The organism is Oceanobacillus phoenicis (assembly GCF_047238145.1).
GTDB lineage: Bacteria > Bacillota > Bacilli > Bacillales > Amphibacillaceae > Oceanobacillus.
The window spans coordinates 2,293,037-2,317,523 of sequence record NZ_JBDFME010000001.1 but is presented as its reverse complement, the minus strand read 5'-3'; the positions used below and the strand labels follow the sequence as shown (position 1 = coordinate 2,317,523).

The 24,487-nt window shown below is 33.7% G+C and carries 26 protein-coding genes; 6 read left to right on the top strand and 20 right to left on the bottom strand.

Going from position 1 to position 24,487, the window contains the following annotated elements; all coding sequences use genetic code 11:
• Positions 1-85: 85 nt before the first annotated feature.
• The 4 genes from ABC346_RS11450 to ABC346_RS11435 form a co-directional block, all read right to left on the bottom strand.
• Positions 86-1,393, bottom strand: a complete 1,308-nt coding sequence (locus ABC346_RS11450) for a DRTGG domain-containing protein (RefSeq protein ID WP_413234963.1) — start codon at positions 1,391-1,393, stop codon at positions 86-88.
• A 72-nt stretch (positions 1,394-1,465) separates the two neighbouring features.
• Positions 1,466-1,693, bottom strand: coding sequence for a hypothetical protein (locus ABC346_RS11445; protein WP_413234962.1), 228 nt, complete (start codon positions 1,691-1,693; stop codon positions 1,466-1,468).
• Positions 1,694-1,762: 69 nt separating this feature from the next.
• On the bottom strand, positions 1,763-2,572 hold the full coding sequence (locus tag ABC346_RS11440) for a type IV pilus biogenesis protein PilM (RefSeq protein ID WP_413234961.1): 810 nt from the start codon (positions 2,570-2,572) through the stop codon (positions 1,763-1,765).
• 235 nt (positions 2,573-2,807) lie between these two features.
• Positions 2,808-3,488, bottom strand: coding sequence for a metal-dependent hydrolase (locus tag ABC346_RS11435; protein ID WP_413234960.1), 681 nt, complete (start codon positions 3,486-3,488; stop codon positions 2,808-2,810).
• Between the two features lie 189 nt (positions 3,489-3,677).
• Between ABC346_RS11435 and ABC346_RS11430 the strand changes: the two genes are divergently transcribed.
• Positions 3,678-4,775 (top strand): M24 family metallopeptidase, encoded by a 1,098-nt coding sequence (locus ABC346_RS11430; protein ID WP_413234959.1) that lies wholly within the window; start codon positions 3,678-3,680, stop codon positions 4,773-4,775.
• Between the two features lie 75 nt (positions 4,776-4,850).
• On the opposite strand, the gene ald is transcribed toward ABC346_RS11430, so the two are convergent.
• Together ald and ABC346_RS11420 are read right to left on the bottom strand one after the other, a co-directional pair.
• Positions 4,851-5,966, bottom strand: a complete 1,116-nt coding sequence (ald, locus tag ABC346_RS11425) for an alanine dehydrogenase (protein WP_413234958.1) — start codon at positions 5,964-5,966, stop codon at positions 4,851-4,853.
• A 174-nt stretch (positions 5,967-6,140) separates the two neighbouring features.
• A complete protein-coding gene (locus ABC346_RS11420; RefSeq protein WP_413234957.1) occupies positions 6,141-6,299 on the bottom strand; it encodes a hypothetical protein in 159 nt (52 codons plus the stop codon).
• A gap of 128 nt (positions 6,300-6,427) precedes the next feature.
• On the opposite strand from ABC346_RS11420, the gene ABC346_RS11415 reads away from it, so the two are divergent.
• Positions 6,428-6,856, top strand: coding sequence for a universal stress protein (locus ABC346_RS11415; protein ID WP_413234956.1), 429 nt, complete (start codon positions 6,428-6,430; stop codon positions 6,854-6,856).
• A gap of 12 nt (positions 6,857-6,868) precedes the next feature.
• Positions 6,869-7,072 (top strand): hypothetical protein, encoded by a 204-nt coding sequence (locus ABC346_RS11410; protein ID WP_413234955.1) that lies wholly within the window; start codon positions 6,869-6,871, stop codon positions 7,070-7,072.
• 246 nt (positions 7,073-7,318) lie between these two features.
• Here the strand turns inward: ABC346_RS11410 and ABC346_RS11405 are convergent, their stop codons facing one another.
• From ABC346_RS11405 to ABC346_RS11385, 5 genes are all read right to left on the bottom strand, one after another.
• On the bottom strand, positions 7,319-8,512 hold the full coding sequence (locus ABC346_RS11405) for an acetate kinase (protein WP_413234954.1): 1,194 nt from the start codon (positions 8,510-8,512) through the stop codon (positions 7,319-7,321).
• A gap of 11 nt (positions 8,513-8,523) precedes the next feature.
• Positions 8,524-9,522, bottom strand: coding sequence for a class I SAM-dependent methyltransferase (locus tag ABC346_RS11400; protein WP_413234953.1), 999 nt, complete (start codon positions 9,520-9,522; stop codon positions 8,524-8,526).
• Positions 9,523-9,824: 302 nt separating this feature from the next.
• Entirely contained in the window at positions 9,825-10,319 is a 495-nt protein-coding gene (gene tpx / locus ABC346_RS11395) for a thiol peroxidase (RefSeq protein WP_413234952.1), read from the bottom strand.
• A 97-nt stretch (positions 10,320-10,416) separates the two neighbouring features.
• A complete protein-coding gene (ytfJ, locus tag ABC346_RS11390) occupies positions 10,417-10,890 on the bottom strand; it encodes a GerW family sporulation protein (RefSeq protein WP_413234951.1) in 474 nt (157 codons plus the stop codon).
• Positions 10,883-11,458 (bottom strand): DUF2953 domain-containing protein, encoded by a 576-nt coding sequence (locus tag ABC346_RS11385; RefSeq protein ID WP_413234950.1) that lies wholly within the window; start codon positions 11,456-11,458, stop codon positions 10,883-10,885. The genes ytfJ and ABC346_RS11385 overlap by 8 nt, the downstream gene beginning before the upstream one ends.
• A 137-nt stretch (positions 11,459-11,595) precedes the next feature.
• On the opposite strand from ABC346_RS11385, the gene ABC346_RS11380 reads away from it, so the two are divergent.
• Positions 11,596-12,396 (top strand): NAD kinase, encoded by an 801-nt coding sequence (locus tag ABC346_RS11380; RefSeq protein ID WP_413234949.1) that lies wholly within the window; start codon positions 11,596-11,598, stop codon positions 12,394-12,396.
• Positions 12,397-12,456: 60 nt separating this feature from the next.
• Here the strand turns inward: ABC346_RS11380 and ABC346_RS11375 are convergent, their stop codons facing one another.
• From ABC346_RS11375 to refZ, 5 genes are all read right to left on the bottom strand, one after another.
• Positions 12,457-12,654 carry an alpha/beta-type small acid-soluble spore protein gene (locus tag ABC346_RS11375; RefSeq protein ID WP_017797308.1) on the bottom strand — a complete coding sequence of 66 codons (198 nt, stop codon included), beginning with the start codon at positions 12,652-12,654 and terminating at the stop codon, positions 12,457-12,459.
• Positions 12,655-12,758: 104 nt separating this feature from the next.
• The gene (gene thiI, locus ABC346_RS11370; protein WP_413234948.1) at positions 12,759-13,961 is read right to left on the bottom strand and encodes a tRNA uracil 4-sulfurtransferase ThiI; all 1,203 of its coding nucleotides are present in this window, start codon (positions 13,959-13,961) and stop codon (positions 12,759-12,761) included.
• A 6-nt stretch (positions 13,962-13,967) separates the two neighbouring features.
• Positions 13,968-15,107 (bottom strand): cysteine desulfurase family protein, encoded by a 1,140-nt coding sequence (locus ABC346_RS11365; RefSeq protein ID WP_413234947.1) that lies wholly within the window; start codon positions 15,105-15,107, stop codon positions 13,968-13,970.
• Positions 15,108-15,184: 77 nt separating this feature from the next.
• Positions 15,185-16,879 carry a septation ring formation regulator EzrA gene (gene ezrA, locus ABC346_RS11360; RefSeq protein WP_413234946.1) on the bottom strand — a complete coding sequence of 565 codons (1,695 nt, stop codon included), beginning with the start codon at positions 16,877-16,879 and terminating at the stop codon, positions 15,185-15,187.
• A gap of 147 nt (positions 16,880-17,026) precedes the next feature.
• Positions 17,027-17,680, bottom strand: coding sequence for a forespore capture DNA-binding protein RefZ (refZ, locus tag ABC346_RS11355; RefSeq protein WP_413236548.1), 654 nt, complete (start codon positions 17,678-17,680; stop codon positions 17,027-17,029).
• A gap of 127 nt (positions 17,681-17,807) precedes the next feature.
• Here refZ and ABC346_RS11350 point away from each other — a divergent pair, with 127 nt between their 5' ends.
• A complete protein-coding gene (locus ABC346_RS11350; RefSeq protein ID WP_413234945.1) occupies positions 17,808-18,290 on the top strand; it encodes a GAF domain-containing protein in 483 nt (160 codons plus the stop codon).
• 164 nt (positions 18,291-18,454) lie between these two features.
• On the opposite strand, the gene ABC346_RS11345 is transcribed toward ABC346_RS11350, so the two are convergent.
• Positions 18,455-20,239 carry a diguanylate cyclase domain-containing protein gene (locus ABC346_RS11345; RefSeq protein WP_413234944.1) on the bottom strand — a complete coding sequence of 595 codons (1,785 nt, stop codon included), beginning with the start codon at positions 20,237-20,239 and terminating at the stop codon, positions 18,455-18,457.
• A gap of 354 nt (positions 20,240-20,593) precedes the next feature.
• Between ABC346_RS11345 and rpsD the strand changes: the two genes are divergently transcribed.
• The gene (gene rpsD, locus ABC346_RS11340; protein WP_011066599.1) at positions 20,594-21,196 is read left to right on the top strand and encodes a 30S ribosomal protein S4; all 603 of its coding nucleotides are present in this window, start codon (positions 20,594-20,596) and stop codon (positions 21,194-21,196) included.
• A 146-nt stretch (positions 21,197-21,342) separates the two neighbouring features.
• Here the strand turns inward: rpsD and ABC346_RS11335 are convergent, their stop codons facing one another.
• The 3 genes from ABC346_RS11335 to mmsB form a co-directional block, all read right to left on the bottom strand.
• Entirely contained in the window at positions 21,343-22,041 is a 699-nt protein-coding gene (locus tag ABC346_RS11335) for a hypothetical protein (RefSeq protein ID WP_413234943.1), read from the bottom strand.
• A 140-nt stretch (positions 22,042-22,181) separates the two neighbouring features.
• Positions 22,182-23,216, bottom strand: a complete 1,035-nt coding sequence (locus ABC346_RS11330) for an aldose epimerase family protein (protein WP_413234942.1) — start codon at positions 23,214-23,216, stop codon at positions 22,182-22,184.
• A 116-nt stretch (positions 23,217-23,332) separates the two neighbouring features.
• Positions 23,333-24,487, bottom strand: a complete 1,155-nt coding sequence (mmsB, locus tag ABC346_RS11325; RefSeq protein ID WP_413234941.1) for a multiple monosaccharide ABC transporter permease — start codon at positions 24,485-24,487, stop codon at positions 23,333-23,335.

The window sequence follows — 24,487 nt, the reverse complement described above, 5'->3', positions numbered from 1 at the left end:
ACCTATAATCTAGAAAAATATCCGATTCGATTATAGTCGGTTTTTTGTTTATCTTCATAAAGAGAACTTCATTCAGCGGGTATTTTTATCTATTGATTAGTTGTGCCATAATTAATCCTTTACCAACCATTTGGTGTAAATTGTAAACTTCGACATCAATTTTTGCATAGAGTCTACCTACATCAATTATCTTAGGTTTAATCGTTAACTCACTTTCAATTTGAACAGGTTTACTAAAGTAAACGGTTATGTTCTCTATTGAAATATCTGCTTTTTTCACTTTTAAGAGCATTCTGCTACATGCTTCTGTTATTAGCGAAGTAAATACTCCATTTGATAAAGTACCTAATTGATTTGTCATTTGAGGAATTATTTTCGTAGTGAAAGACAATTCATCTTCCTCATTAGCAACTAAATTACTTGATACAATATCATCAATTGTTTCCCCAACTTGTGGTTGACGTTGAATCTGCTGCATTGCTTTTAAAACGTCTTGTCGAGATACAACGCCTTTTAGTTGATGAGACTGGTCTACTACCGGAACTAATTCTATTCCTTCCCAAACCATCATATGCCCAACCGAAGCTAGAGAAGTCTTTTCTTGGACAACTTGCGGTTTTCTACTCATGACTCGATCAATTCGATGTTCCTTTGTTTTTCCAACAATGTCTTTAGATGACACCATACCAACTACTCGCAATTTATCATCTAGAACCGGGAAACGAGTATGCGAAGATTTTTCATTTAATTGATACCATTGTTCAATGCGATCATTTGTAGTTAAATAATAAGCACTTTCAAAAGGAGTAGATATATCACCTACGAATACTATTTCCTTTTTAATTAATTGATCGTATATTGCACGATTAATCATTGCAGCAACAGTAAATGTATCGTAGCTGGTGGAAATAATCGGAAGCTCTTTCTCATCTGCAAGTTTTTTTATATAATCTTCCGTATCGAACCCGCCAGTTATTAATACAGCTGCTCCTTCATGTAGAGCTTGCTCATGTGCTCTTATTCTATTACCAACAATTAATAAAGAGTCCGCCTGTGTATAGCGCATCATTGCATCAAGCTCCATGGCTCCAATTACAAATTTACTTAATGTTTTATATAATCCATCTCTGCCACCTAAGACTTGTCCATCAATAATATTAACCACTTCAGCAAAAGTAAGTTGCTCGAAATTTTCTTTATTCTTACGTTCTATCCGAATCGTTCCTACACGCTCAATAGTACTGACTAACCCTTGGTTTTCCGCCTCTTTTATTGCCCGATATGCAGTTCCATCGCTTACATGAAGTTCTTTTGCAATCTGGCGGACAGATATTTTATTCCCCACAGGTAAAGCGATAATATGTTGAATGATCTGCTCATGTTTTGTAGACATGGTCATTCACCTTCTTTCAACTGTACTATATAGTTATCTTGACTATTATTATACAGTTGAAAATACGGAAACTCAATTATTTCCAAGTTTTCTCTTTAAAAATTCCTTCTGTTCCATTACAGGTGGAGATGTAATTTGTAAAAGCGTGGAAAGATTTGCTCCCACAAAAAGAAATAAGAAAACTAACCAACATCCCCAAAAAATAAATTCGAGCTGTGAAGTTGCTTCAGGTATTAATGGCCAAGCAATATATAAGAAAAAAACTGCTAAAAGTAAGCGTAGTAGAGCATATTGTCTCAATAGATATCCCTCCTTATCTTCATACTAGTCTATGAAGAAAAAAAGAATTTCATAACCAATTATTGTAAGCTACAACATAGCCACACCGATGACATCCATAAACTTAGTAGGAATAAATTGATTTCCATATACATAGATGGGAGAACGGATATTTTCCCTTATTTCAGAATAGATTTCAGCTAAATAAGTAACATCACCACTTAGAACAACCTGACCAAAGGCAATTGTTCCTTGATTGGAAACTATCTCGGTATAGTATTTTTTAAATAATCCAGGTAAATAGGTTGAGCTTTCAACATGCCAATGTTTTGTATAGACAGCTTGTCCTAAATAATATGTAGTCATAGTTAATACATCTTTATTCCAATAAACTACTAATACATCATTTGGAATATAGGAGACTCGCTCTTGATACAATCGATAAATGGCTTGTGGTGCGACATCTACTCTTATAGGATGAACTTTTGATCGATTTAATAAAGTTGTATACGTTTGAATATGATGAAGATAATATGAGTAGATTAATAGGTTTGATGTATCTCTATATTGATCATAATTATGTATATCTTTAGACCATTGATTCACAATTAGTAAACTTTCTCTGTTTTTCCTTTTTGATTTATAAAGTTGATAGAGGTGCGCTAATTCACTTGGTAAAGTGAAAGCAACTTTTCTTCCTTCCCATTGATAGCGCTGCACTAAATCTGTAATAACAAATTTAAGTTCTTCTTTATCTTTAATTATCCCTTTATCAATAATACCCAAAGGGAGCTCCACTTCCCCAACGTGACTCTCATCGTTCTTTGGATTACTATGGCCTTCAGAATATCGTATAACATTATTGGTAATAACGAAGCTAATATCCCCATTTCTCCCCACAACGCCAACCTCAATTCTAGTAAAATTTGGTAATATATAGTTCTTATAACCTATAATATCATTTTTTTCACACAGCCAAAAGACTTATTTACATTTTAATTAGGTATATTTACTTATTGTTCTTCCAAAAAAAGTATTATACCAGATATATAACAGTTAAAAAGCCTTATGAATCAACAGAACGTGATTCATAAGGCTTTTTTATTAGAATTCTATTTACTTGTTAAAATACTCTCTACAAATCGATAACTTCTCCAATATTCATTGCGTATCCTTTTCCAGTTTTTATTTGTTTAGCCCATGCTTTAGCATCTTGTTCTATTACTGGAAAAGTATTGTAGTGTACCGGAACAGATATACTTGCATTTATCCAATCAGCTGCATGTATTGCATCTTCTGGACCCATTGTAAAGTTATCCCCGATCGGAATAAACGCAATATCAATATCATTCATTTCACCATACATTTTTAAATCACTAAATAACGCGGTGTCCCCCACATGATAAATTGTCTTACCATTAATAGTGAGAAGGATTCCTGCAGGCATTCCACCATATATTATTGACCCATCTTCTGCTTCATAAGAAGATCCGTGGAAAGCTTGAGTAAGTTTTACTGTACCAAAATCAAATTGTCTAGAGCCACCAATATGCATTGGATGGGCATTTAAACCTTGAGCACTAAGATAGTTAGCTAACTCATTTGGCGCAACAATAAAAGCATCGTTATTTCTGGCAATTTCAAAAGTGTCTCCCACATGATCATTATGTGCATGTGTTAATAGAATTACATCTGCTTTTAATGTGCTTGCATTTAAATCACAAGCTTCATTTCCATTAATAAATGGATCGATAATAATATTATGATTCTCTGTTTCAATTTGTACTACTGAGTGACCATGATAAGATACTTTCATTAATATCTCTCCTTTATAGTTAAGGTAATTTTAATACTATTTTTCATTTTGCTCTATATTACTTCTTCCCATTTCCATCGTTATTTTAAACATTTTCTTGTAACCTTCAAGGAGTCTATACTTCATCACCTTTTAAAAAATATTAATATCCTGTTATAATATCAAAATACGAAACGAGGAGGTAATGAAATGCAAGAACGTTTAGAAAATTTTTTAAAAAAGTTAAATGAACAATCCATAGATAGCGCATTTATAACATCAAAAGCCAATGTCTATTATTTAAGTAATTATTATACAGACCCACACGAAAGAATAGTGGGAATCTATCTATCCGAAAAATTTGATCCTATCTTTTTATTACCTAAAATGGAAGAAAGTGATGCTAGGAATGCTGGCTGGAAATATACCATTTTAAGTTATTATGATCATGAAAATCCTTGGAATTTACTTAAAGATTATCTGAACAAACAAAATCATCAACCCCAATCGGTTGCATTAGAACAAGATCATATAACAATGGAACGTTACCAAGCAATCCAAAATACATTACCGGGATCTCAATTTCTAGATGCGAAAGAATTGCTCGCCAATTTACGTGTAATTAAATCAGAAAAAGAGCTTTCTTTATTAAAAACAGCTGCTGAACTTGCTGATTTTGGAATACAAACCGGAGTAGAAACTATTCAAGAAGGTGTATCCGAATTGGACCTTGTAGCTACGATTGAATATTCCTTAAAAAAACAAGGGATAAGAGAAATGTCATTTCAAACAATGGCATTATCCGGTGCTAAAACAGCCTCTCCACATGGCAACCCATCAACATCTCAATTAGAAAAAAATGGATTCGTTCTTTTTGATTTAGGAGTTATTTACCAAGGGTATTGTTCTGATATAACCAGAACAGTTGCTTTTGGTAACTTAACCGAAGAACAGAAAAGCATATACGAAACAGTATTAAAAGCAGAAGAAGCAGCAATCGAACGGTCAACTATAGGAACTTCTGTTGGTACAATAGACCAAACTGCAAGAAAAATCATTTCCGACGCGGGCTTCGGTGAGTACTTCACTCATCGTATTGGTCACGGACTAGGAATCGAAACACATGAATATCCATCCATGCATGGAGAAAATAAATTACCTCTGCAAAGTGGCATGACATTTACGATTGAGCCTGGTATTTACGTACCCAATGTTGGTGGAGTAAGAATTGAAGATATGATCTATATGACTGAAGAAGGACCGAAAACACTAACGAAATATCCGAAAAACTTACAAATAGTAAATTAAGCAGTCATGTTAAAAACCGACCTAAAAGCTAGACAAATATAGAAGGGTCGGTTTTTTAACATGAACAGTTCTTCTTTACTCCATAATACTAATAACATCACGATACTCTAATTGATGCGCGTCTGCCACAGCTTGATATGTCACAAATCCTTCCAAAGTGTTAATTCCTTTTAATAAAGCTTCATTTTCTAAGCAAGCTCGTTTATAACCTTTATTTGCTAATTGTAATGCATAAGGAACAGTCACATTCGTTAATCCAATTGTTGATGTACGAGGTACAGCACCCGGCATGTTTGCAACTGTGTAATGGAGAACTCCGTGTTTTGTATAGGTAGGAGCATCATGAGAAGTAATGCGATCGCTCGTTTCAAAGTTTCCACCCTGATCAATTGCCACATCTACAATTACTGATCCTTCAGCCATACTCTCCACCATTTTTTCACTTACTAATTTAGGCGCTCTTGCACCAGGAATGAGTACAGAACCAATTACCAAATCAGATTCTCTAACCGCCTCTCCTATATTAAGCGAATTTGACATGAGTGTATTAATGGAACTACCAAAAATATCATCTAATTGACGCAGCCTTTCAGGATTCAGATCAATGATCGTAACATCTGCTCCTAATCCAATCGCTATTTTCGCAGCATTCGTACCAACTACTCCTCCACCAATAATGGTCACTTTTCCTCTTTTAACTCCTGGGATACTCGAAAGTATTATCCCTTTCCCACCTCTAGGTTTTTCAAGAAATTGTGCACCTACTTGTGTTGCCATTCGGCCTGCTACTTCACTCATTGGTGTTAATAATGGTAAAGAGCGGTTTTGCAATTGAACAGTTTCGTATGCAATCCCAATTACCTTTTTTTCAATTAACGCTTTCGTTACCTCTGGCTCATTAGCTAGATGAAGGTACGTAAATAAAATCTGTCCTTCTTGAAAATAAATAAATTCTTCATGTAGAGGCTCTTTTACTTTCATTATCATTTCTTTTGACCAGGCTTCTTGTGCTGTCGGAACAATTATAGCTCCAGCTTGAGTATAATGTTCATCAGTGAAATTAGAACCTAGACCAGCTTCTGTCTCCACATAAATTTCATGTCCCGCATCTTTTAATGACATAACTCCTGAAGGAGCAATCGCCACTCGGTTTTCATTATTCATAATCTCTTTAGGAATACCAATTTTCATGTACATACCTCTTTTCAAATTGATGTACGAGCTTCGATAAATAAATTGTAACAAATATTGTGAAGAAACGCACTATTGTTTCAATTTACCATCTAAATACGATGGCGAATAAATCATCACTAATAGAATATATATGTTTTATGTAAAGAGGAGGTTTACTCCTCTTATTCGTATTTAGGCTTTACGGTTATTAAATGTGTTAATTCCACGGTTGTTATGGAGTTGATCTTCTATGACACCACTTTGATAACTTTCATTTAATTGATTTTTCACAGCAGCGACACCTTTATTATCCTCATACAAAGATTGCATTTTTCCTTGTTTTTTGGACATTCTCTATCACCTCCATGTTTTTATTTTAACCTTATCCCTAAAAACCATAATGTTATTTTATTCCTTTTAGGATTGGAGATAACTAAAAACGGGTATATAATAAGTAGATAAGAAAGGGGAGATTATTGATGGAATATAAAAATATCGTTGTAGCTGTAGATGGATCAAAAGCAGCAGAAAATGCATTTAACAAATCTTTAGACATTGCTAAACGTAACAACTCCAGACTTATCCTCGCCCATGTGGTAGACTCTCGTACTTTTGCTACAGCAGAAGCTTATGATCGCAGTTTATCTGAACGTGCCGAAACTTACGCTAAAGAATTGCTTAATTCTTATGTAGAAACAGCAAAAGCAGCTGGTATAACAGATTTAGCACGCGTTATCGAATATGGGTCCCCTAAAGTAAAAATTGCAAAAGAAATTTCCAAAACATTTGATGCAGATTTAATTATTTGTGGAGCAACAGGAATGAATGCTGTCGAACGTTTTCTTATTGGAAGTGTTTCTGAAAGCATTACTAGATATGCGCCATGTGATGTACTGGTTATTCGATAAAGGAGATTCTGTATGGATGGTTCAAAGAACGTTAATAACCTTATGACTATTTTAATGCCCTTAGGTATGGGAATAGGTTGTATTATCGGTATTATTCTTGGTAATACACTTCAGATGAGCCTTTTGTTTTCAACCACACTAGGAATAATTATAGGCTTTGCAGTTAGTGTAATTGCTTATGTAATTTATAGTGTGAAAGAAAAGAACATAAACTAAAGAACAATTATTATAGGAGGCGTATAGTTGTATACGCTTCTTTTTTGTTGTTTAAATTTTCCCTTACTCCAACAATTCTATAAAGCCATTAAGATGAACAGTTATGATATAAAAAAACGACCTCCTTCAATGTAATGTTTCGTTACAAAGTAGAAGATCGATAATTATAAAAAGGTTAATCAAGGACAATTCTTGATATTTATTTACTTATAACGTATTCGCTAAAATAATTATAAAGTAAAAAAATTATCCATTTAGTCCACTTAATCTCACCGTATCTTTTGCGATCATTGCTTCCTCATTTGTTGGAATAATGATTACTTTTACTGGAGAGTGTGGATAGTTAATAAATTGTTCTTTTCCGCGTACATCGTTTAATTTTGGATCCCAGTAGATTCCCATGAACTCAAGTCCAGTTAGGATTTTTTCACGGATAGTAACACTGTTTTCACCAACTCCAGCAGTGAAAATGATTGCGTCAAGTCCATTCATTTTAGCAGCATACGAGCCAATATATTTATGGATACGACCTGCAAATACATCTAATGCCAACTCCGCTCTTGCATCTGTATCAGATTTCTCTTCAATGTCACGTAAATCACTAGAGAATCCTGATAATGCTAACATTCCACTTTCTTTGTTCAACACGTTTAATACTTCATCTGCTGTTTTACCAGTCTTGTCCATAATATATGGAATTAGTGCTGGGTCAATATTTCCTGAACGAGTACCCATCGTTACACCCGCTAATGGTGTGAATCCCATCGAAGTATCAATGGATTCACCATCTTTAATTGCAGTTACACTTGCTCCATTACCAATGTGGCAAGAGATTAAACGTAGGTTGGATAAAGGTACACCTAATAAATCCGCTGCACGTTCGGAGACATATTTATGGGAAGTGCCATGGAAACCATATTTACGAATCCCATATTCTTCGTAGTATTCTCTTGGAAGACTGTACATATAAGATGCCTCAGGCATTGTTTGGTGGAATGCAGTATCAAATACAGCTACCATCGGAACTTCAGGTAAGATTTCCTTAAATGCATGAATCCCTGTTAAGTTCGCAGGATTGTGCAATGGAGCTAATTCAGATATTTCTTCTATTTTTTGAATAACTTCATCTGTAATTAAGACAGAATCAGAGAAGTATTCGCCGCCATGAACCACACGATGTCCTACAGCGTCTATTTCATCAAATGATTGAATAACACCTGTAGAAGTTAATGATTCTAGTAACATTTTTACAGCAACACTGTGATCGGGAATATCTGTAACTTGCTTATCTTTCTCTCCGTTTGCTTCGACTGAAAAAATTGCGTCAGGCATTCCAATACGTTCTACTAGTCCTTTTGCAATTACTTCTTCTTCTGGCATTTGAATAAGTTGAAACTTTAATGAAGAACTACCAGCATTAATTGCTAACACATTACTCATTACTCTCACTCCTATTTACTATTGATCCCTTTTGGATAGGATGCAAACCATTGGTCCATTTTCTTTAAGATGTCTGCCATTGCATGAGCATTTTTGAAAGAGGGCATCTGAACAAGTAATGGCTGTTTTGGATCACTTGTAGCTTCCCCTTTTTTCTGCAAAATTAAAATGCTCTTTGCTTGTTGTTTGGATTTAAAGGCCGATTCAGGTAAACGAATAACGCCAACAATATGTGCGTGCTTTTGTAAAAACGCATGCAGCTTATCAGATTGATCACTATCAAATAAGAATTCAGGCACGACTCCAATAAAATAAGCGCCTTCCTTCATATATGTTAGGCTTTGCTCTATGAACAGATGATGCGAATAAGAATGCCCTTCATCCGCCCTTAGTTCATAGTCATTAGCCGATATATCATCAGGATAATATCCTACTGGAAGATCCGATATAACGATATCTACAGGTTCCATTAAAAAAGGACGTAAACTATCTTGATGGAAGAATTCAACTTCTTTTTCTTGTAGATTTGCATTAAGTACAGCTAGTCCTATTAATGTTGGATCAACTTCAGCTGCGTATGCAGCAACATCTTTATCCAATTGATTCATCACTGCAGTTAGTAAATTACCCGTACCACTAGCTGGATCAAATAATGCTACTTCTTTTTGTGAAGCTAACAATTTATTTGCTACATAACTCACAATTAGACTAACTGTATCAGGAGTCATTAGATGTTGCTGTTGCGTAGATCCTTTCATCCCTTTTAATATTGCCAACGATATTCCTTTTCGAATTTCTTCATGTAGGAAATCACTTACGTTTATTTCTGATAATAATTGGTTTAATTTATGTTTTGCAATATCATCAAAACCTTCTGGCACATCTTTTTCGAACAACATCTCTAATGTGATTACAAGACTATCTAAAAATGTTTCATTCTTAGTTTGTTGAACATTTTCAGTTGTTTTATCAAGCCAATTAAAAATAAGTTCCACGTTCGTTTGCTCCATGGTATACCCTCCTATCCATGCTGACAACTTTTATATTGTATCAACACTTTTCTCATATGTAAAAAAATAAGAAAGGAATAAAAAATCACCTATAAAAACCTTTGTTAATATTTATTCCCTTTTATACACTCTTTTAAGTGATTAAACCTTATTTTCTCTATTTCAGTAATAAATTGTTCGTTGCTATATCTTCTTTTGAGTAAATATACAAATAAAAAGAAAATTTTTTATTGATTTAAACAAAAAGATTGGTTCATTTAAAAATAGCCATCCCAAATGACCGGGATGACTATCATTAAAAGTTATTTGTTTAAATGAGCGATTACTGCTTCATAATCAGGATGATTAGAAACCTCTGATAGATATTCAACATAAGTTATCTTATCGTTCTCATCAACGACAAAAACAGCTCTAGATAATAAACGTAACTCTTTAATAAGAACACCATATTTTTCACCAAAGTCAGCTTCACGATGATCTGATAACGTATCTACCTTATCGATTCCATTCGCTGCACACCAACGTTTTTGAGCAAAAGGCAGATCCATACTGATAGTTAATATTTGAACATTTTCAAAGTTACTAGCTTCCTCATTAAAACGACGTGTCTGTTCAGAACATACACCCGTATCAATTGAAGGAACAACACTTATCACTTTTACTTTTCCTTTATAATCACTTAAGTGTTTTTCTGATAAATCATTTGCTAGAACCTTAAAATCTGGTGCACTATCTCCAACTTTCTTTTCTGCACCTAGTAATGTTACAGGATCATTTTTAAATGTTACATTTGACATAAATTATCTCTCCCAACCATATTGTGTCTACATTTATTATGAAGCTTTACAAAAAACATGTCCAATGTTACACATCAAATCAGGAGATATATTCTTTTTAAATATCGTAGTGGTGGAAAGATGATGATTTCTTTTCTTCTTTCTTATCTTTCTTTTCTTCTTTATGGGATCCTTCTCCATCCTCATTCTCTTTCATTAATTTTTTCATTTTTTCTACAAGTTGTGGGGCGGCATCAATTAATTTCTCATAAAGATGCGTATGTTGATCTAAATGGATCATTTCCATACCCTTTTCTCCAATTACAAGGAAAGCTACTGGAGTTATAGATACTCCTCCACCACTTCCTCCACCGAATGGCATTTCCTGTTGTCTACTTTCATCCGAATATATTTGACTAGGAGAAAACTCACTCCCCCCAGCAGCAAACCCGAAACCAACTTTAGAAACGGGTATAATTACCGTTCCATCATGTGTTTTCACAGGATCACCAATGATTGTATTTACTTCTACCATCTTCTGTATACTTTCCATTGCTGTAGTCATTAAACCCTCAATTGGATGTTCATCCATGATTAGTAGCCTCCTTCTGTTTATTCGTTAACTTTGATAGTTGTAGAATTCCATAAATAGCTTTTCCTAATCTTATAGATATCATGCAACGAATATCAGTTTGGATAAAAGACTTTTGATAATCTGGAGTAACGTCAACAAGTAAGTCATCTACTTTCTTCATGTGTTCTCGTAAGAACCCGATAATTATTCCTTTTATTGCCCATATTGCTCCTGTCGATATTCCTGTCGTTACTGCATCCCCAGTCCCTCCTTTTGTCTTCCATTCAAAGAGGGAGATTTCAATCAACGATAGAAAATGAGTAACATTACGATAAACAATTGGTATGGATCGAATAAATTGTATAATTTCTTTACGAAAATTCAAATAGTCTATTTTTTCACTTTGATTCTCTTCTATCTTCAATTCTTTCTGATATATTTTCCATTTATAAATAAGAGCTTGAATATATACTACACTTTGCTCTTTTGAATAATGAAATGTTATATGTATGGATATTTTTAAGAGAGCTATTAATACCACAAGTAAAAAAAAGCTAAAAACAATAATACCTATTGTTACCCACATTAGAATCCCCTTCTTCTTCTTCATATATAAACTATTTTTAGGCAATTCACTATATTTTAAACCCTTTATAGGGATATGTTGAAATAAACATGGTAAACTTAAAGTAGGTTGTATAATAAAGTTTTGGAGGTTTCATCATGGCAGAGAGACAAAACATTTTCTTTTACTATCATCCTGATGAAGAAATGGATGGAAAAATTAACGCACTAAAAAAAATATCTTCGGAAAATGGATTAAACGTAGTAGAGGATTCTAAAGATGCCTCTATTATAGTAAGTATTGGTGGGGACGGTACTTTTTTACAAGCTGTAAGAAAAACCGGTTTCAGGCAAGATTGTATTTATACTGGAATTATGCGAGAAGGGCAATCAGGATTGTACTGTGATTTCAATATTGACAATTTTGATGATATGGTTCATTCCGTACTACATGAAGACCTAGAAGTACGAAGATTTCCTACAATTAAAGTACAAATTAATGGTGAAACACCTTTTTATTGTTTAAATGAAGTATCCATAAGATCAACGATTGTAAAAACGATCGTTATTAATGTGCTTGTTGATGGATTCCATTTCGAAACATTTAGAGGTGATGGGATGATCGTGTCCACACCTACAGGAAGTACCGGTTATTCCAAGTCAGCAAGAGGAGCAGTTATCGATCCATTAATTCATGGATTTCAAGTTTCAGAAGTTGCATCTTTAAATAATAACCAATATCGTACCCTTGGTTCTTCCTTTTTATTAAATAAGAACAGAAAATTACAACTTGAGATATTACAAGATGGCAATGATCATCCAATCATTAGTCTGGATAACGAAGCATCACCAATCAAACGTATTCAGAATATAGAAGTTACGATGGACGATACAATTATTAAAACAGTGAAGTTAAAGAATAACTCATACTGGGAACGAGTGAAACGTACCTTTTTATAATTTTAAAAAGCTACCCTTGTCGTTGACAAGGGTAGCTAGCCAAATATTATTGTTTATAAGTTATTTTGTTCCACCGAATTGTTGCTCAGCCATTGTTACAAGACGTTTTGTGATTTCACCACCAACAGAACCGTTAGCACGTGAAGTAGTGTCAGCTCCTAACTGAACACCAAATTCCTGAGCGATTTCGTATTTCATTTGATCAAGTGCTTGTTGCACTCCTGGAACTACCAATTGGTTTGAAGAATTGTTTGCCATGTTAGTTCACCTCCTTGGTACTTATAGATTGTGTTGTTTGGAGGAAAACCATGCATCTAATTTATTGGTAGTTTTTTCTTGTTTCATCTAACAAGTAATCTTTATTACAAGAGATCTTCAAAAGATTGGTCCATCACTGTTTTTTCCGTAATTTTAACTGTCTCAATCCCTTTGATTGTTTCTTCCATTGTTGGAGTAAAATCATGATGAGCCTCATAATAATTTACTTTTTCCCGCTTTGGCTTTGTTTTTGGAGACTTCGGTACAAAAATCGTACAACAATCCTCATAAGGTTGTATGGAAGTCTCATACGTTCCGATCTCTTGGGATATCTCAATAACTTCTTGCTTATCCATCGCTATGAGTGGACGAATAATCGGATAATTTGTCACTTCATTAATCGTATGCATACTTTGCATTGTCTGACTAGCCACTTGACCTAAATTTTCTCCAGTTGTTAGTGATAAAATCTCTTCTTGCTCACAAACTCGCTCACTTATACGAAACATCATTCTGCGCATAATCGTCATTGCATAATCATTTGGCATCTCCCGAAAAATTTCTTGCTGTAACTTCGTAAAAGGGACGATATGCACTTTAATGGATTTTCCATATTTCGTTAATGTCTGTGTTAGATCAAGTACCTTTTGTTTTGCTCGTTCACTTGTAAAGGGTGGAGAATGAAAGTGAATGGCTTCTATTTGAACCCCCCGTTTCATTGCTAAAAATCCAGCTACCGGACTATCGATCCCACCCGATAATAATAATAATGATTTACCAGATGTCCCAACCGGAAGTCCGCCTCTACAACGGATTGCTCCGGAAGTTATATAGGTAGCTTCTTTGCGAATTTCCACACGTACTTCCACATCAGGTTCATGTACATTTACAGTGATCCCATCCGTATTAGTTAATAGATGTCCACCTAAAATCTGATTCATTTGTTGAGAAGGAATAGGAAAATCCTTAGATATGCGTTTCACAGTTACTTTAAATGTTTTTGCGTTCTCTTCTTTCTTTAAAGCATACAGCGCTCCTTCTTTTATTTCCTCTTCACTGTTCTCTACTTGAATCGCTAAACTTATACTATGAATACCAAATACATTTTTCAGTTTTTCTATAATTGGCTCAGGGTCATTTCCATTTAATAAAACAAACATCCTACCCTGCGTTCGTTTAACTTTAACACCCTCAAAATGTTTAATTTTTTGCTGAATGTTCTCCTGTAGTTTTATGATGAATTGTTTTATATTCTTTCCTTTTAACGCCATTTCTCCATAGCGTATTAATATATGATCATAATTCATTACTATCTACCCCAATGCTTCTTTGTATTGTTTAATTGCATTATACAATTCTTTTAGAAATTCTTTTACATCTGCTACTGTATTATTATAAGAAAAACTAACACGTAAACCAGAAATTGCTTCTTCACGTGATTTCCCACAAGCAATTAGAATTCTACTTTCATCTAGTTCTTTCGATGAGCAAGCAGATTTTGTTGAAATATAAATTTCCTTTTCACTTAAAGTATGAATCATTACTTCTGGTTTTACACCAAGAACAGAAAAGTTAACAATATGCTTCGCTCCATGTGATGGTGAATGAATAACGATATGGTCCATTTTTGATAACCCTTCTCTTAACACTTTATTTAACTGGATAAGATGCTGCTGATTTTGTTGATATTGTTCCATCACTAATCGAAGTGCTTTCACAAAGGAAACCGCACCAGCAACATTCTCGGTACCCGAACGTAGACCAAATTCCTGATTACCTCCATGCATCAACGGAAACAGCGTAGTAGTTTTTTCCACATAAAGCATCCCAGTTCCTTTTAATCCATGAATCTTATGCCCAGAAAAGGTACATAAATCAATACCACTATCGGTTAATTTCAATGGTACTTTTCCCAATGCTTGAACTGCATCAACATGGAAAAATACTTTTGGATATTTTTTCAACATATTTCCGATCGCTTCAATTGGCTGAATGGTACCGAGTTCATTATTAACGTACATCATTGTAATTAAGATGGTATCAGACTCAATTGCTTTTTCTACTTGCTCCACGGAAACGTACCCATTCTCATCCACTGGTAAGAAAGTGATTCGAAATCCTAATTTTTCTAAACTCTTACACGTATCATAAATAGACGGATGCTCCGCTTCAGTCGTAATTATATGCTTGCCTCTTTGTTCATGTTCTAAAGCTATTCCTTTAATAGCAGTATTGTTTCCTTCAGTACCACCGGATGTAAAGATGATTTCTTCTTTCCGTACTCCTAACGTTTCTGCAGCCTGTTGCTTAGCAGTAACTAATAATTTCTCAACTCTGCCACCAAGCGGGTGAATAGAAGAAGGATTTGCGAAAAATTGAGAAGAAGCTAGTTGAAAACTTTGTATTACCTCTTCTTTTGGTTGCGTTGTTGCACTATTATCTAAATAAATCATCGGATTCACCTACTTTTACAAAAATGTAAGGCTGACTTAAGAAAACATATCGTCTCTTAATGACAGCCTTTTTTAGTCTATCTATTCAAGGTTAGTTGGTTCTCTTCAATTCGCTTTAAGGCACCAGGCTCAATTTCTTCTATTGCCTTAGCCGCATGCTCTAAGGATAATTCATATTCATAGTTACGGAATAATCGCTCTGCCTCTCTTAATTTCCCATTTAGTTCAGGGTGTTGGCTACGATAACGATTTGCATATTGGATGACTTGTTCCGTTAAATAAGCTTGATCAAGCATTATATCAATTTGTTCATCTGTCTGATCAACTGCTTGTTTCGCTTCAGACAATGCATGTTGAACTTTGGCAATATCTAATGGATAATCCTCTAAAGCATCTACCACTTGACTGTTTTTAGCAGAAGCAGTTTCAAATCTCGTCCAAATAAATCCTGGTACACCTGGTATATTACTCTTTTTCAGCTTTCGATTCAACTCATAAAGCTGTTTGCGCATCTCTATAAGTTTTTCTCTAGCTTCCATTTCATCTTTTCTAAGATTCTCAATTGATTTTTTAAATTCCTCATGCTGTTCTTCTAATTGTTCAATTTTGCTAAATCCATCCTCAACCACACCTTGTAAATCCGAATGGGATTTTTGATCGTCATTCATTTCTTTGTGAAGTTCTTTTAATTGTTCTCTTAAGTTAGAAATGGTTTTACCAACAGTTAAGAATCGTTCCATGTCATTATTCTCTACAAAATAAGCTTTCTTTATTTCCTCAACTTCCAATTTTGTCTCATCAAAAGTAGCAGCAATTTCGCTAATGGATTTTTCATATTCTGGAATACGCTGTTCTAAATAGTTTTTAGCGATAGCTTCCCCTTCAAGAGATTCATAAATCTCGGCAATACGTTCATCTATATCATCTAACCTTGAAGAAACATCTGTAATATCACCTTGTTCTAACTGTTGTTGTAATTTTTTAAGTTGTTCTTGGTATGTAATAATTTCTTTATCAAACCCAAAATGTTTTACACGGTAACCGTCTTCTTTCATTTCCTGAATTCCTGATAACACTTGTTCTAATTGAGAAGGTAATTCCTGTCTACATCTTCTTAGTATTTCTGGGAATTGTTCCATTTTATTTTCAAACTCAACAATTTCTTCTTTTAAAATTTGTATAAGTCTGTTGGCCTCTAAATAATCTCCAGATTCAACATGTTCTTCATATGTAGCTAATCGAGCATCAAAATCATCCAATTTATTATCAAAGTACTTCTCTGCTTTTCCATATTGATATCTTGATTGTGATAATGATTTACGAAGAAGTTTAATTGTAGGAACAATTTGGGAAACTTCTTCTCTGCTAGTTTTTTCTGAGCTTAATAGTTCATCCAATTCCAAAAGTATTTCTTCTATTTGAACTTCAATATTTTGTAGTTTCTGCTCTCCCTCTGATAATATATTATTTGCTCTTTTCATTCGAAATTTATCCGCCGCGTCTTCTGCATCAAATAAATGATCTTCAATGTCTGGAAGTTCTTTCGTAATGATTTGCTCCCAACGACCTTTCCAAAGTTCAAATTTTTCTTGTGTTTCTCCGGACAAATTAAGGCTTTTAATTTTGCTTATTTGTTGTGCAACATCCCTTGCCATGATATCCATTTTCCACTTTTCTTGATGGTCTACTTTGTCATAAATTCGTTTTCTTAGAATAAGTCCAATGGTTAATATTACAATAATTGCTAAAATGACGCTGATGACGAAAACCATAATATGCCTCCCAACCAGAATACCTATAACTCATTACAATCTATTTTGTCATATTTATTAAAATTGAATATATGTAACTATATTTCCTTAATGATACCATGTAATTTGCATTTTTGGCTAAAAAAATGCAAATTTATTGCGGATTCGTCACGATTTTTGCGAAGATCTATTACCAGAATGTATAAAATCTTTTTCATTATTATTTTCCAAAACAAAATCCAACCATTTTTGAATCGTTCTAACATATTTTTTTATAAATTGTTGATGAGAATACTCGCCAATAATTTGGTCTTTCCACTCACTATGCAAAATATATGGCGTGATTAACATACCTTTTAATTGCATTAATAAATACGTTTTTTCATCAGGATGAATTTTATTCGTAAGAGCTTCATAAAAGGTTTGCTGTATATAATAATTCTCTTTCGCCAAATAAGTAACAGCCATTTCTCTAACGAATACCGAATCCAAAGAAAGTTCTCTTTGAATGAAGCACGTTAATTGATGATGGGATTGCTTATAATGTATAATAGTGAAAATTAATTGGTGCAATTGTTCTTTTGGACTTAGAGGTACTACTTCTTCTAGTGTAGATTCAACACTTTGTAAATACGCTTCATAATATGCTGTGACAGCATATTCTAAAAGCCCTTGCTTTCCATTAAAGTAATAGCTTATCAGAGATACATTGACAGCAGCCTTGTCTGCTATATCTCTGACCGAGGTTCCATGAAAACCTTTTTGAAAGAACAATGACGAAGCGGCGTCAACAACTTTTTGTTTAGTTAGGTTATTTTTCATCATAATTCAGCTCCTTATTAATCAGTTACGACAGTTAATGATGAAATTCCTTCAATAAATTCTCGACAAAAAAATTATGATTGTCACCATTTGTCATCCGCTGTAAAACCATGTTAGGGGGATATATATGTTTGAACATAAAAACTATTCTGGTGAAAAAACAAAAGATTACGAACTACTTATCAAACAACTCGATGCATTATCTGAAGGTGAAAATAATAATGTCGCATTGTTATCAAATGCCTCTGCATTATTAAACCAATTTTTAACCGAAGTAAATTGGGTTGGTTTTTATCTTTGGGAAGAAAACGAACTCATTCTCGGACCTTTCCAAGGCCTACCAGCATGCATACGAATTCCGTATGGAAAAGGAGTATGTGGTACAGCTGTCTCTGAACAACAGACACAACGAATAGATGATGTGCACGCCTTTCCAGGTCATATTGCTTGTGATGGTTCCACTAATTCAGAAATCGTAGTGCCTATCACCATTGGTGACCAAATCTATGGAGTTCTAGATATAGATAGCCCGATTAATAATCGTTTTGATGAAGAAGACCAATATTTCCTAGAGAAATTTGTGCTACATTTAACAAAACACCTGCAGTAAATGTTTAATTTATTCGACAGTTTTTAAAGAATACTAAGCGTGAAAAAGTCGAACGATTATCCGCAAACATAAATGATTGGATAATCGTTCGATTTTAATTTTACTAAAACTTTTATTTCGTTGAGTCTAGTAAAAATTCTAGCATATAACAACATCAAAAGCTTCTATTTATATATCACTTTATTCTTTCCAAGTTCCTTTGCCTCGTATAAAGCTTTGTCAGATCTTTCCCATATCGAATTTGCACTGTTATTATCGTCATTAGACCAAGATGATACACCCGAAGAAAGTGTAACACGAGGGTTCGTAGTTTTTTCTACAATATCACAAGCTTTTCTAGAAATTTCAATTGCTTCTTCTAGTGAAATCTGCTGTGCATATATAGCGAGCTCTTCGCCTCCCCATCTTGCTGCTATATACTTATCCTTGACTACTTGTTGTAGTGCTTGTGAAACTTGTATTAACACTTGATCTCCAATTAAATGTCCATATGAGTCATTCACTTGTTTGAAATCATCAATATCAAATAGAATTAACGCGCCTTTACTTCCCTCTTTCATATGAGTATTTACAGTTTCTTCTAAATACTGTCTTGAATATAGTCCTGTTAAATGATCCACTGCCAATGCTTTTGTAAGTTGTTCTTTTTGTAAAGTGTTTGCAATAGCTACAACTGAATGTTGAATCATACTTTCCATTAATTTATATTGATGATAATCATATTGGTATTCTTCTTTATGTCCAATAAACACAATTCCAATTAAATTGTTTTCATGCTTCATGGGAACTGCTATTACAGATTGAAATATAGAGTTTGGCTCACTATCTCTAAAATTTCCACAGAAGAATATTTCTTTATAATCTTTTGTATAGTTTTTCAAATTATGAAGAAACATTAATCCTTCTTCTTGTTCGAAATATGGGTCATTACCTACACTTGCTCCAGCATATTTACCATCTAACGGCAAAATAGCAAATGTCGAATCAGAAGAATAAGAAGCAAACTGACTCTTTAAAGTATTAATAATTTCACGAAAATCTAATCGAGAATTAAAATGGTTACTCGTTTGATTAATCTTTGTTAATTGGTCAATCTCATTTCTAGAATGTTGAAATAAAAAAGCTGTTTCTAAAGCATTACCACATACTTTTGCAACTTCAGTTAAAAAATATTTTCCATTGCTATTCATAGTAAATATTACTTCACCATGTATTTCTATCACTCCGTAATTACCTTGCTTACCTGTAATAGGCAAATAAAGAGTTAATTTATCACTATCATATTGCAAATGACCTTTCATAAAGGTTTGTTTAATCTCACTACTAAGAGATGCATCATTCCAAGCCATTACCTTTACATTTAAATGATCAGGAATCGTAAACTCCTGTGTTACCATGTAGGAAACAGTAATTCCATGAAAAGTCGATTGAATAACATCGGCTATTTTTTGGAATATAAATGACGTGTGAATGGAACCAGACAATTCATTAGTTAATTGCAAAAGACGATTATTGAATAAAGGCATATGCATATTATGTAATATAGATGAAAAAGTAGTAAGGTAATTATTGATTTCTATTTTTACAACATCAATTTTTAATTGGTCCATGTTATCATTAGTTGTATGATTTATAATGATTTTCCAGGGATGTGATGGGGTATCTATCTTTATTATTGTATTTGTCTTATCATCAATAGCTTCTAAATGATTTGACATAAATATATGCGGAACTTTTTCGTCGTTTGAATGATAAATTAAGAAATAACAAGATTCTCCCTCATCCCATTCATAAACAGTAATATTCGAACAATTTAAATAGGACCCAACAGTATCAAATAGTGAAGGTATCCAATTTAAATTTTTATTTTCAATAAAATCAGACATATTCCGGTATAGTTTCTCTATAAAATTGCTTCGTAATTGATTCGAAACGTGCAAAATAATCACCTTTTCTCTATAACATAACGATTATGTAAAATTAAATCACCAAATCGATTACTTTCTACTATAATTATACATCAACTAGTCACATTTTCCTATACCGAGAAAATTATTACTTTTATTATGGCTATTGACATGATTATATAAAAATTATATACTGTAATTTGTGTAAAATAATTAGGTAGCCTAAGTGCATCGACGCTTGCACCCATTTTGTTCCTTACTTATCGAATTGATGAGAAGGTGTATCGTGTAACTCTCTGCTGCTGGAGCGATGGTACATGAAAACAAAATGGACAACGAAACGATCACGCTCGTTTTATTTTATGCAAATAAAACATATAAAGGAGGAAATGACCTATGGCACGATATACTGGATCCGTATGGAAAAAATCCCGTCGTCTTGGCATTTCATTAACTGGAACTGGTAAGGAATTAGATAAACGCCCTTACGCTCCTGGTCAACATGGACCGAATCAACGCAGAAAATTATCTGAATATGGCTTGCAAATGCAAGAGAAGCAAAAATTACGCTTCATGTATGGATTAAACGAACGTCAATTCCGTACTCTATTCGATAAAGCTGGAAAAATGAAAGGTATTCATGGTGAGAACTTCATGATTCTTCTTGAATCTCGTCTTGATAACCTTGTTTATCGTTTAGGACTTGCACGTACTCGCAGACAAGCTCGTCAGCTTGTAAATCATGGTCATGTAACTGTTGATGGCGGACGCGTGGATATTCCATCTTACGCTATTAAACCTGGTCAAGTTATTGGACTTCGTGAAAAGTCTAAAAACCTTGATGTCGTAAAAGAAGCTTTAGAAGCTAATAGCTTTGTACCAGAGTACACTAGCTTTGATGCTGACAAAATGGAAGGTTCATACACTCGCTTCCCTGAGCGTTCTGAACTTCCAGCTGAAATTAACGAACAACTTATTGTTGAGTTCTACTCTCGTTAAGCTTGATTCCTTAATAAGTATAAAAACCTTGACCTGTTGTTAATTCAACGGTTCAAGGTTTTTATGTTTTTCATACTAAAAAACTTCTTCATTTTCTCTTCAAAAAAGTGAATCAATCTATTCCTGGGTTATTTGCTCTGCTACTCTCAATCAATCTGAAAAAAACCTAGAACTTCCACCCCTTGATAATTTATTATATTTTCTATCTCGCTATTTTTTAGTATTACATCTGGGATATCTGATACAAATACAAATTCATATACATTCGCATTAACATTATTATATAAAATATGTTCACCTTCTAAATAGTTAACTATGAGTTTACTAATCATTTTCATTGTTTTATGTTGATCTACATTTTCTGCTATGTTTATATTAAGTTGGTATTTATTCTGCTGAGTGCTTTCTCCCAATGTATTAAAATTTAAAAACTGTTTATAAAGCCTTATTCTTTCATTTCCATCATCTGATAACTGCTTCACACTCCCTTTACTATCATTACCACTGCTCTTTTCTGTATTTCCGCTGCTGTCCAACTTCTTATGTGCATTTATCAACTCAGTTATATCAATCATTGTAATATTATCTACTTTTACTGCGACATCTTTTATATGATTAATTACTTCATTTCTCATATTGATGACAGAAGTTAACATTTTTTGATTGTCTTTACTTTGCTGCAACGACATGGATATAGCCACGATTGCTAAAGCAATGGAAACAGAACTAGACATAATCCCAAAACTCACAGTGAAATCGACTAGCCACAGTGAAAAAGCCAAAATAATAATACCAATAAGAATTCCAGTCAGCCATTTCCAATCTTTACTTGTCCAGTTCGACACGAAAGTATTCACTCCTTTCTTCAAAGAGTAGTGTAGTTCAAAAAGAAAAAGACACCTCAATAGAGATGTCTAATATAAGCAACGTTATCTTCTCCTAAACGTTATGCATTAAAAAAACGTTTTATCACCTAATTACAGAATTAAATTATCCCAAACTGGAATGTTGTTGTTTTTTGATAAAGCTGATTCGCCTCTAGAATAATAGTATCAAGGTTGTCATGGTGTAGGGATGCAGGACTTCCTTGAGTTTCAAAACATACGGCAATGTATTTCTTTGCCTCCCCTTCATAAAACTGATGACTAGAATCTACCGAATTTGACGTATACATGACCATCCCCGGTTGATTAGTTGAAATGAAGAGCTGTCTACCACTTCTCGGTTCAACAATATTCACGACATGTTTTTTCTCATGGTTAAATAAAAAATAGTGATCGTACCCTGCTCCAACAATTTTATTTTGATAAAAATCTTGATTCAAACCAATTCCAAGACGACGTCCACTTCGAAAATCAAACGGGGTCATATCTACATCCATTATCTTTCCAGTTGGAATTAGTTCTTCATCTAACTCTAAAAAATGATCACTATCTAATGTTATCTCATGTTCATGTATCGTTTGTTTTAAATCTCCACTTAAATTAAAATACGAATGATTTGTTAATGTAATCGGAGTCTGTTTATCACTAAGCGCTTTATACTCAATTGTTAATTTATTCTGATTATCCAAATAATAGGTTATTGTAACATTCACATTACCTGGAAAATCACTTTCTTTTTCTTTACTTGTATAAGTTAGTTCAATTCCTACATAATCCGGTTCTTCAATCGTTGTTACATCCCATAAAACTTGATGGAATCCACTAGGACCACCATGAAGCACATGGTTACCTTCATTGGCTTGTAAATGTATATCTTTTTCTTCTATAGTAAAACTTGCATTTTGAATTCTTCCTGCCACTCTGCCAATTACTGCTCCAAGATAAGTTGGATTCTGAATATAATCATCAAAATTGTTATATCGTGCAACAACATTTTCTCTTTCTCCATGTTTATCTGGTGTTATAATACGTGTGATAATCCCTCCATAATTTAAAATAGAAACTTCCATTTCATGATCATTAATTAGCGTAAATTGTTTCCAATTTTTATGTACATTATCTACATGAATTTGCATATTTTCACTCCAAACTAGTAATCTATTTCCTATTATATACGGATTGAATAAGGAACTACATTATTTTATATGATATTAACGAAAAGACTCCTATGTCGAGTCTCTTCGTTTATCTACTATTTATTTTTATTTAAAACATCAAATGCTACAGCGCCTAATAATACCAGACCTTTTATTGCTTGTTGCCAATCAATTCCTATCCCCATTAGTGACATACCATTATTCAACACGCCCATTACTAATGCACCAATTACCGCACCAAATATTGTACCTACGCCACCGGTAAACGAAGCACCTCCTATGACAGCAGCTGCAATGGCATCTAATTCGAATAAATTGCCTGCTTGTGGAGTTGCGGCGTTCAATCTTCCCGCAAAAATTAACCCAGATAATGCTGCAAGCACACCCATATTAACAAATACAAGAAATTTCATCTTCTTTGTTTTTACACCAGATAATTGGGCAGCATTAATATTGCCTCCTAGTGCATAAATATGACGACCTATGACAGTCTTGTTCATCACAAATGTATATCCGAATATGAGAAGCAGTAAAATAATCAGCACATAAGGAATACCTGCATATTGTGCCAAAACAAAGGTGAAAAGATTTAGGATAATCATCTTAAAAAATATTTTACTTACAAATAAAGGAAAAGATAGCGTCTCAAAATTAAATTTTACATTCGTTCTTCTAATCCTAACTTCATTTAAAACATATATAAGCGATAATACTCCCCCTATTATAATAGTTAAAAAGTGCATTTCAGTAGCAAATATATCTGGTATAAAGGAAGCGCTTAGGGATCGGAAATTCTCAGGAAAAGGAGCAATCGTTCTTCCATCAAGCACAATAAGTGTTAAGCCTCTAAAAATCAACATTCCTGCTAACGTTACAATGAAAGAAGGAATATTCACATAGGAAACCCAAAACCCTTGCCATGCACCAATTAAAGCTCCTATAAGCAAACACAGTACAATTCCGACAATTACAGGTAAATCTAGGGTTACTAATAATACCCCCGCCATCGCGCCTACAAATGCTGCTACAGAACCTACTGATAAATCAATTTCACCTGAGATAATCACTAACATCATGCCAATGGCAAGTACAATAATATAGCTGTTCTGCATAATAATATTAGTTATATTTAGTGGAGTAAGTAATATACCATTCGTTAAGATTTGGAATAGAATAATGATACCAACTAAAGCAATTACCATTCCAAACTTACGAATATTATTTGTAATTAAATTCTTCATTATTTCCAT

Excerpts from the sequence above, each read along its gene's own strand:
- rpsD (WP_011066599.1), top strand. The coding sequence starts at position 20,594 with ATGGCACGATATACTGGATCCGTATGGAAAAAATCCCGTCGTCTTGGC.
- ytfJ (WP_413234951.1), bottom strand. The coding sequence starts at position 10,890 with ATGGATGAACATCCAATTGAGGGTTTAATGACTACAGCAATGGAAAGT.
- ABC346_RS11435 (WP_413234960.1), bottom strand. The coding sequence starts at position 3,488 with ATGAAAGTATCTTATCATGGTCACTCAGTAGTACAAATTGAAACAGAG.
- thiI (WP_413234948.1), bottom strand. The coding sequence starts at position 13,961 with ATGAATTATGATCATATATTAATACGCTATGGAGAAATGGCGTTAAAA.
- ABC346_RS11380 (WP_413234949.1), top strand. The coding sequence starts at position 11,596 with ATGGCAGAGAGACAAAACATTTTCTTTTACTATCATCCTGATGAAGAA.
- ald (WP_413234958.1), bottom strand. The coding sequence starts at position 5,966 with ATGAAAATTGGTATTCCTAAAGAGATTATGAATAATGAAAACCGAGTG.
- ABC346_RS11375 (WP_017797308.1), bottom strand. The coding sequence starts at position 12,654 with ATGGCAAACAATTCTTCAAACCAATTGGTAGTTCCAGGAGTGCAACAA.
- ABC346_RS11430 (WP_413234959.1), top strand. The coding sequence starts at position 3,678 with ATGCAAGAACGTTTAGAAAATTTTTTAAAAAAGTTAAATGAACAATCC.
- ABC346_RS11420 (WP_413234957.1), bottom strand. The coding sequence starts at position 6,299 with ATGTCCAAAAAACAAGGAAAAATGCAATCTTTGTATGAGGATAATAAA.
- tpx (WP_413234952.1), bottom strand. The coding sequence starts at position 10,319 with ATGTCAAATGTAACATTTAAAAATGATCCTGTAACATTACTAGGTGCA.
- ABC346_RS11400 (WP_413234953.1), bottom strand. The coding sequence starts at position 9,522 with ATGGAGCAAACGAACGTGGAACTTATTTTTAATTGGCTTGATAAAACA.
- ABC346_RS11410 (WP_413234955.1), top strand. The coding sequence starts at position 6,869 with ATGGATGGTTCAAAGAACGTTAATAACCTTATGACTATTTTAATGCCC.
- ABC346_RS11330 (WP_413234942.1), bottom strand. The coding sequence starts at position 23,216 with ATGCAAATTCATGTAGATAATGTACATAAAAATTGGAAACAATTTACG.
- ezrA (WP_413234946.1), bottom strand. The coding sequence starts at position 16,879 with ATGGTTTTCGTCATCAGCGTCATTTTAGCAATTATTGTAATATTAACC.
- refZ (WP_413236548.1), bottom strand. The coding sequence starts at position 17,680 with ATGAAAAATAACCTAACTAAACAAAAAGTTGTTGACGCCGCTTCGTCA.
- ABC346_RS11415 (WP_413234956.1), top strand. The coding sequence starts at position 6,428 with ATGGAATATAAAAATATCGTTGTAGCTGTAGATGGATCAAAAGCAGCA.
- mmsB (WP_413234941.1), bottom strand. The coding sequence starts at position 24,487 with ATGGAAATAATGAAGAATTTAATTACAAATAATATTCGTAAGTTTGGA.
- ABC346_RS11365 (WP_413234947.1), bottom strand. The coding sequence starts at position 15,107 with ATGATTTATTTAGATAATAGTGCAACAACGCAACCAAAAGAAGAGGTA.
- ABC346_RS11405 (WP_413234954.1), bottom strand. The coding sequence starts at position 8,512 with ATGAGTAATGTGTTAGCAATTAATGCTGGTAGTTCTTCATTAAAGTTT.
- ABC346_RS11350 (WP_413234945.1), top strand. The coding sequence starts at position 17,808 with ATGTTTGAACATAAAAACTATTCTGGTGAAAAAACAAAAGATTACGAA.
- ABC346_RS11450 (WP_413234963.1), bottom strand. The coding sequence starts at position 1,393 with ATGTCTACAAAACATGAGCAGATCATTCAACATATTATCGCTTTACCT.
- ABC346_RS11385 (WP_413234950.1), bottom strand. The coding sequence starts at position 11,458 with ATGTGGGTAACAATAGGTATTATTGTTTTTAGCTTTTTTTTACTTGTG.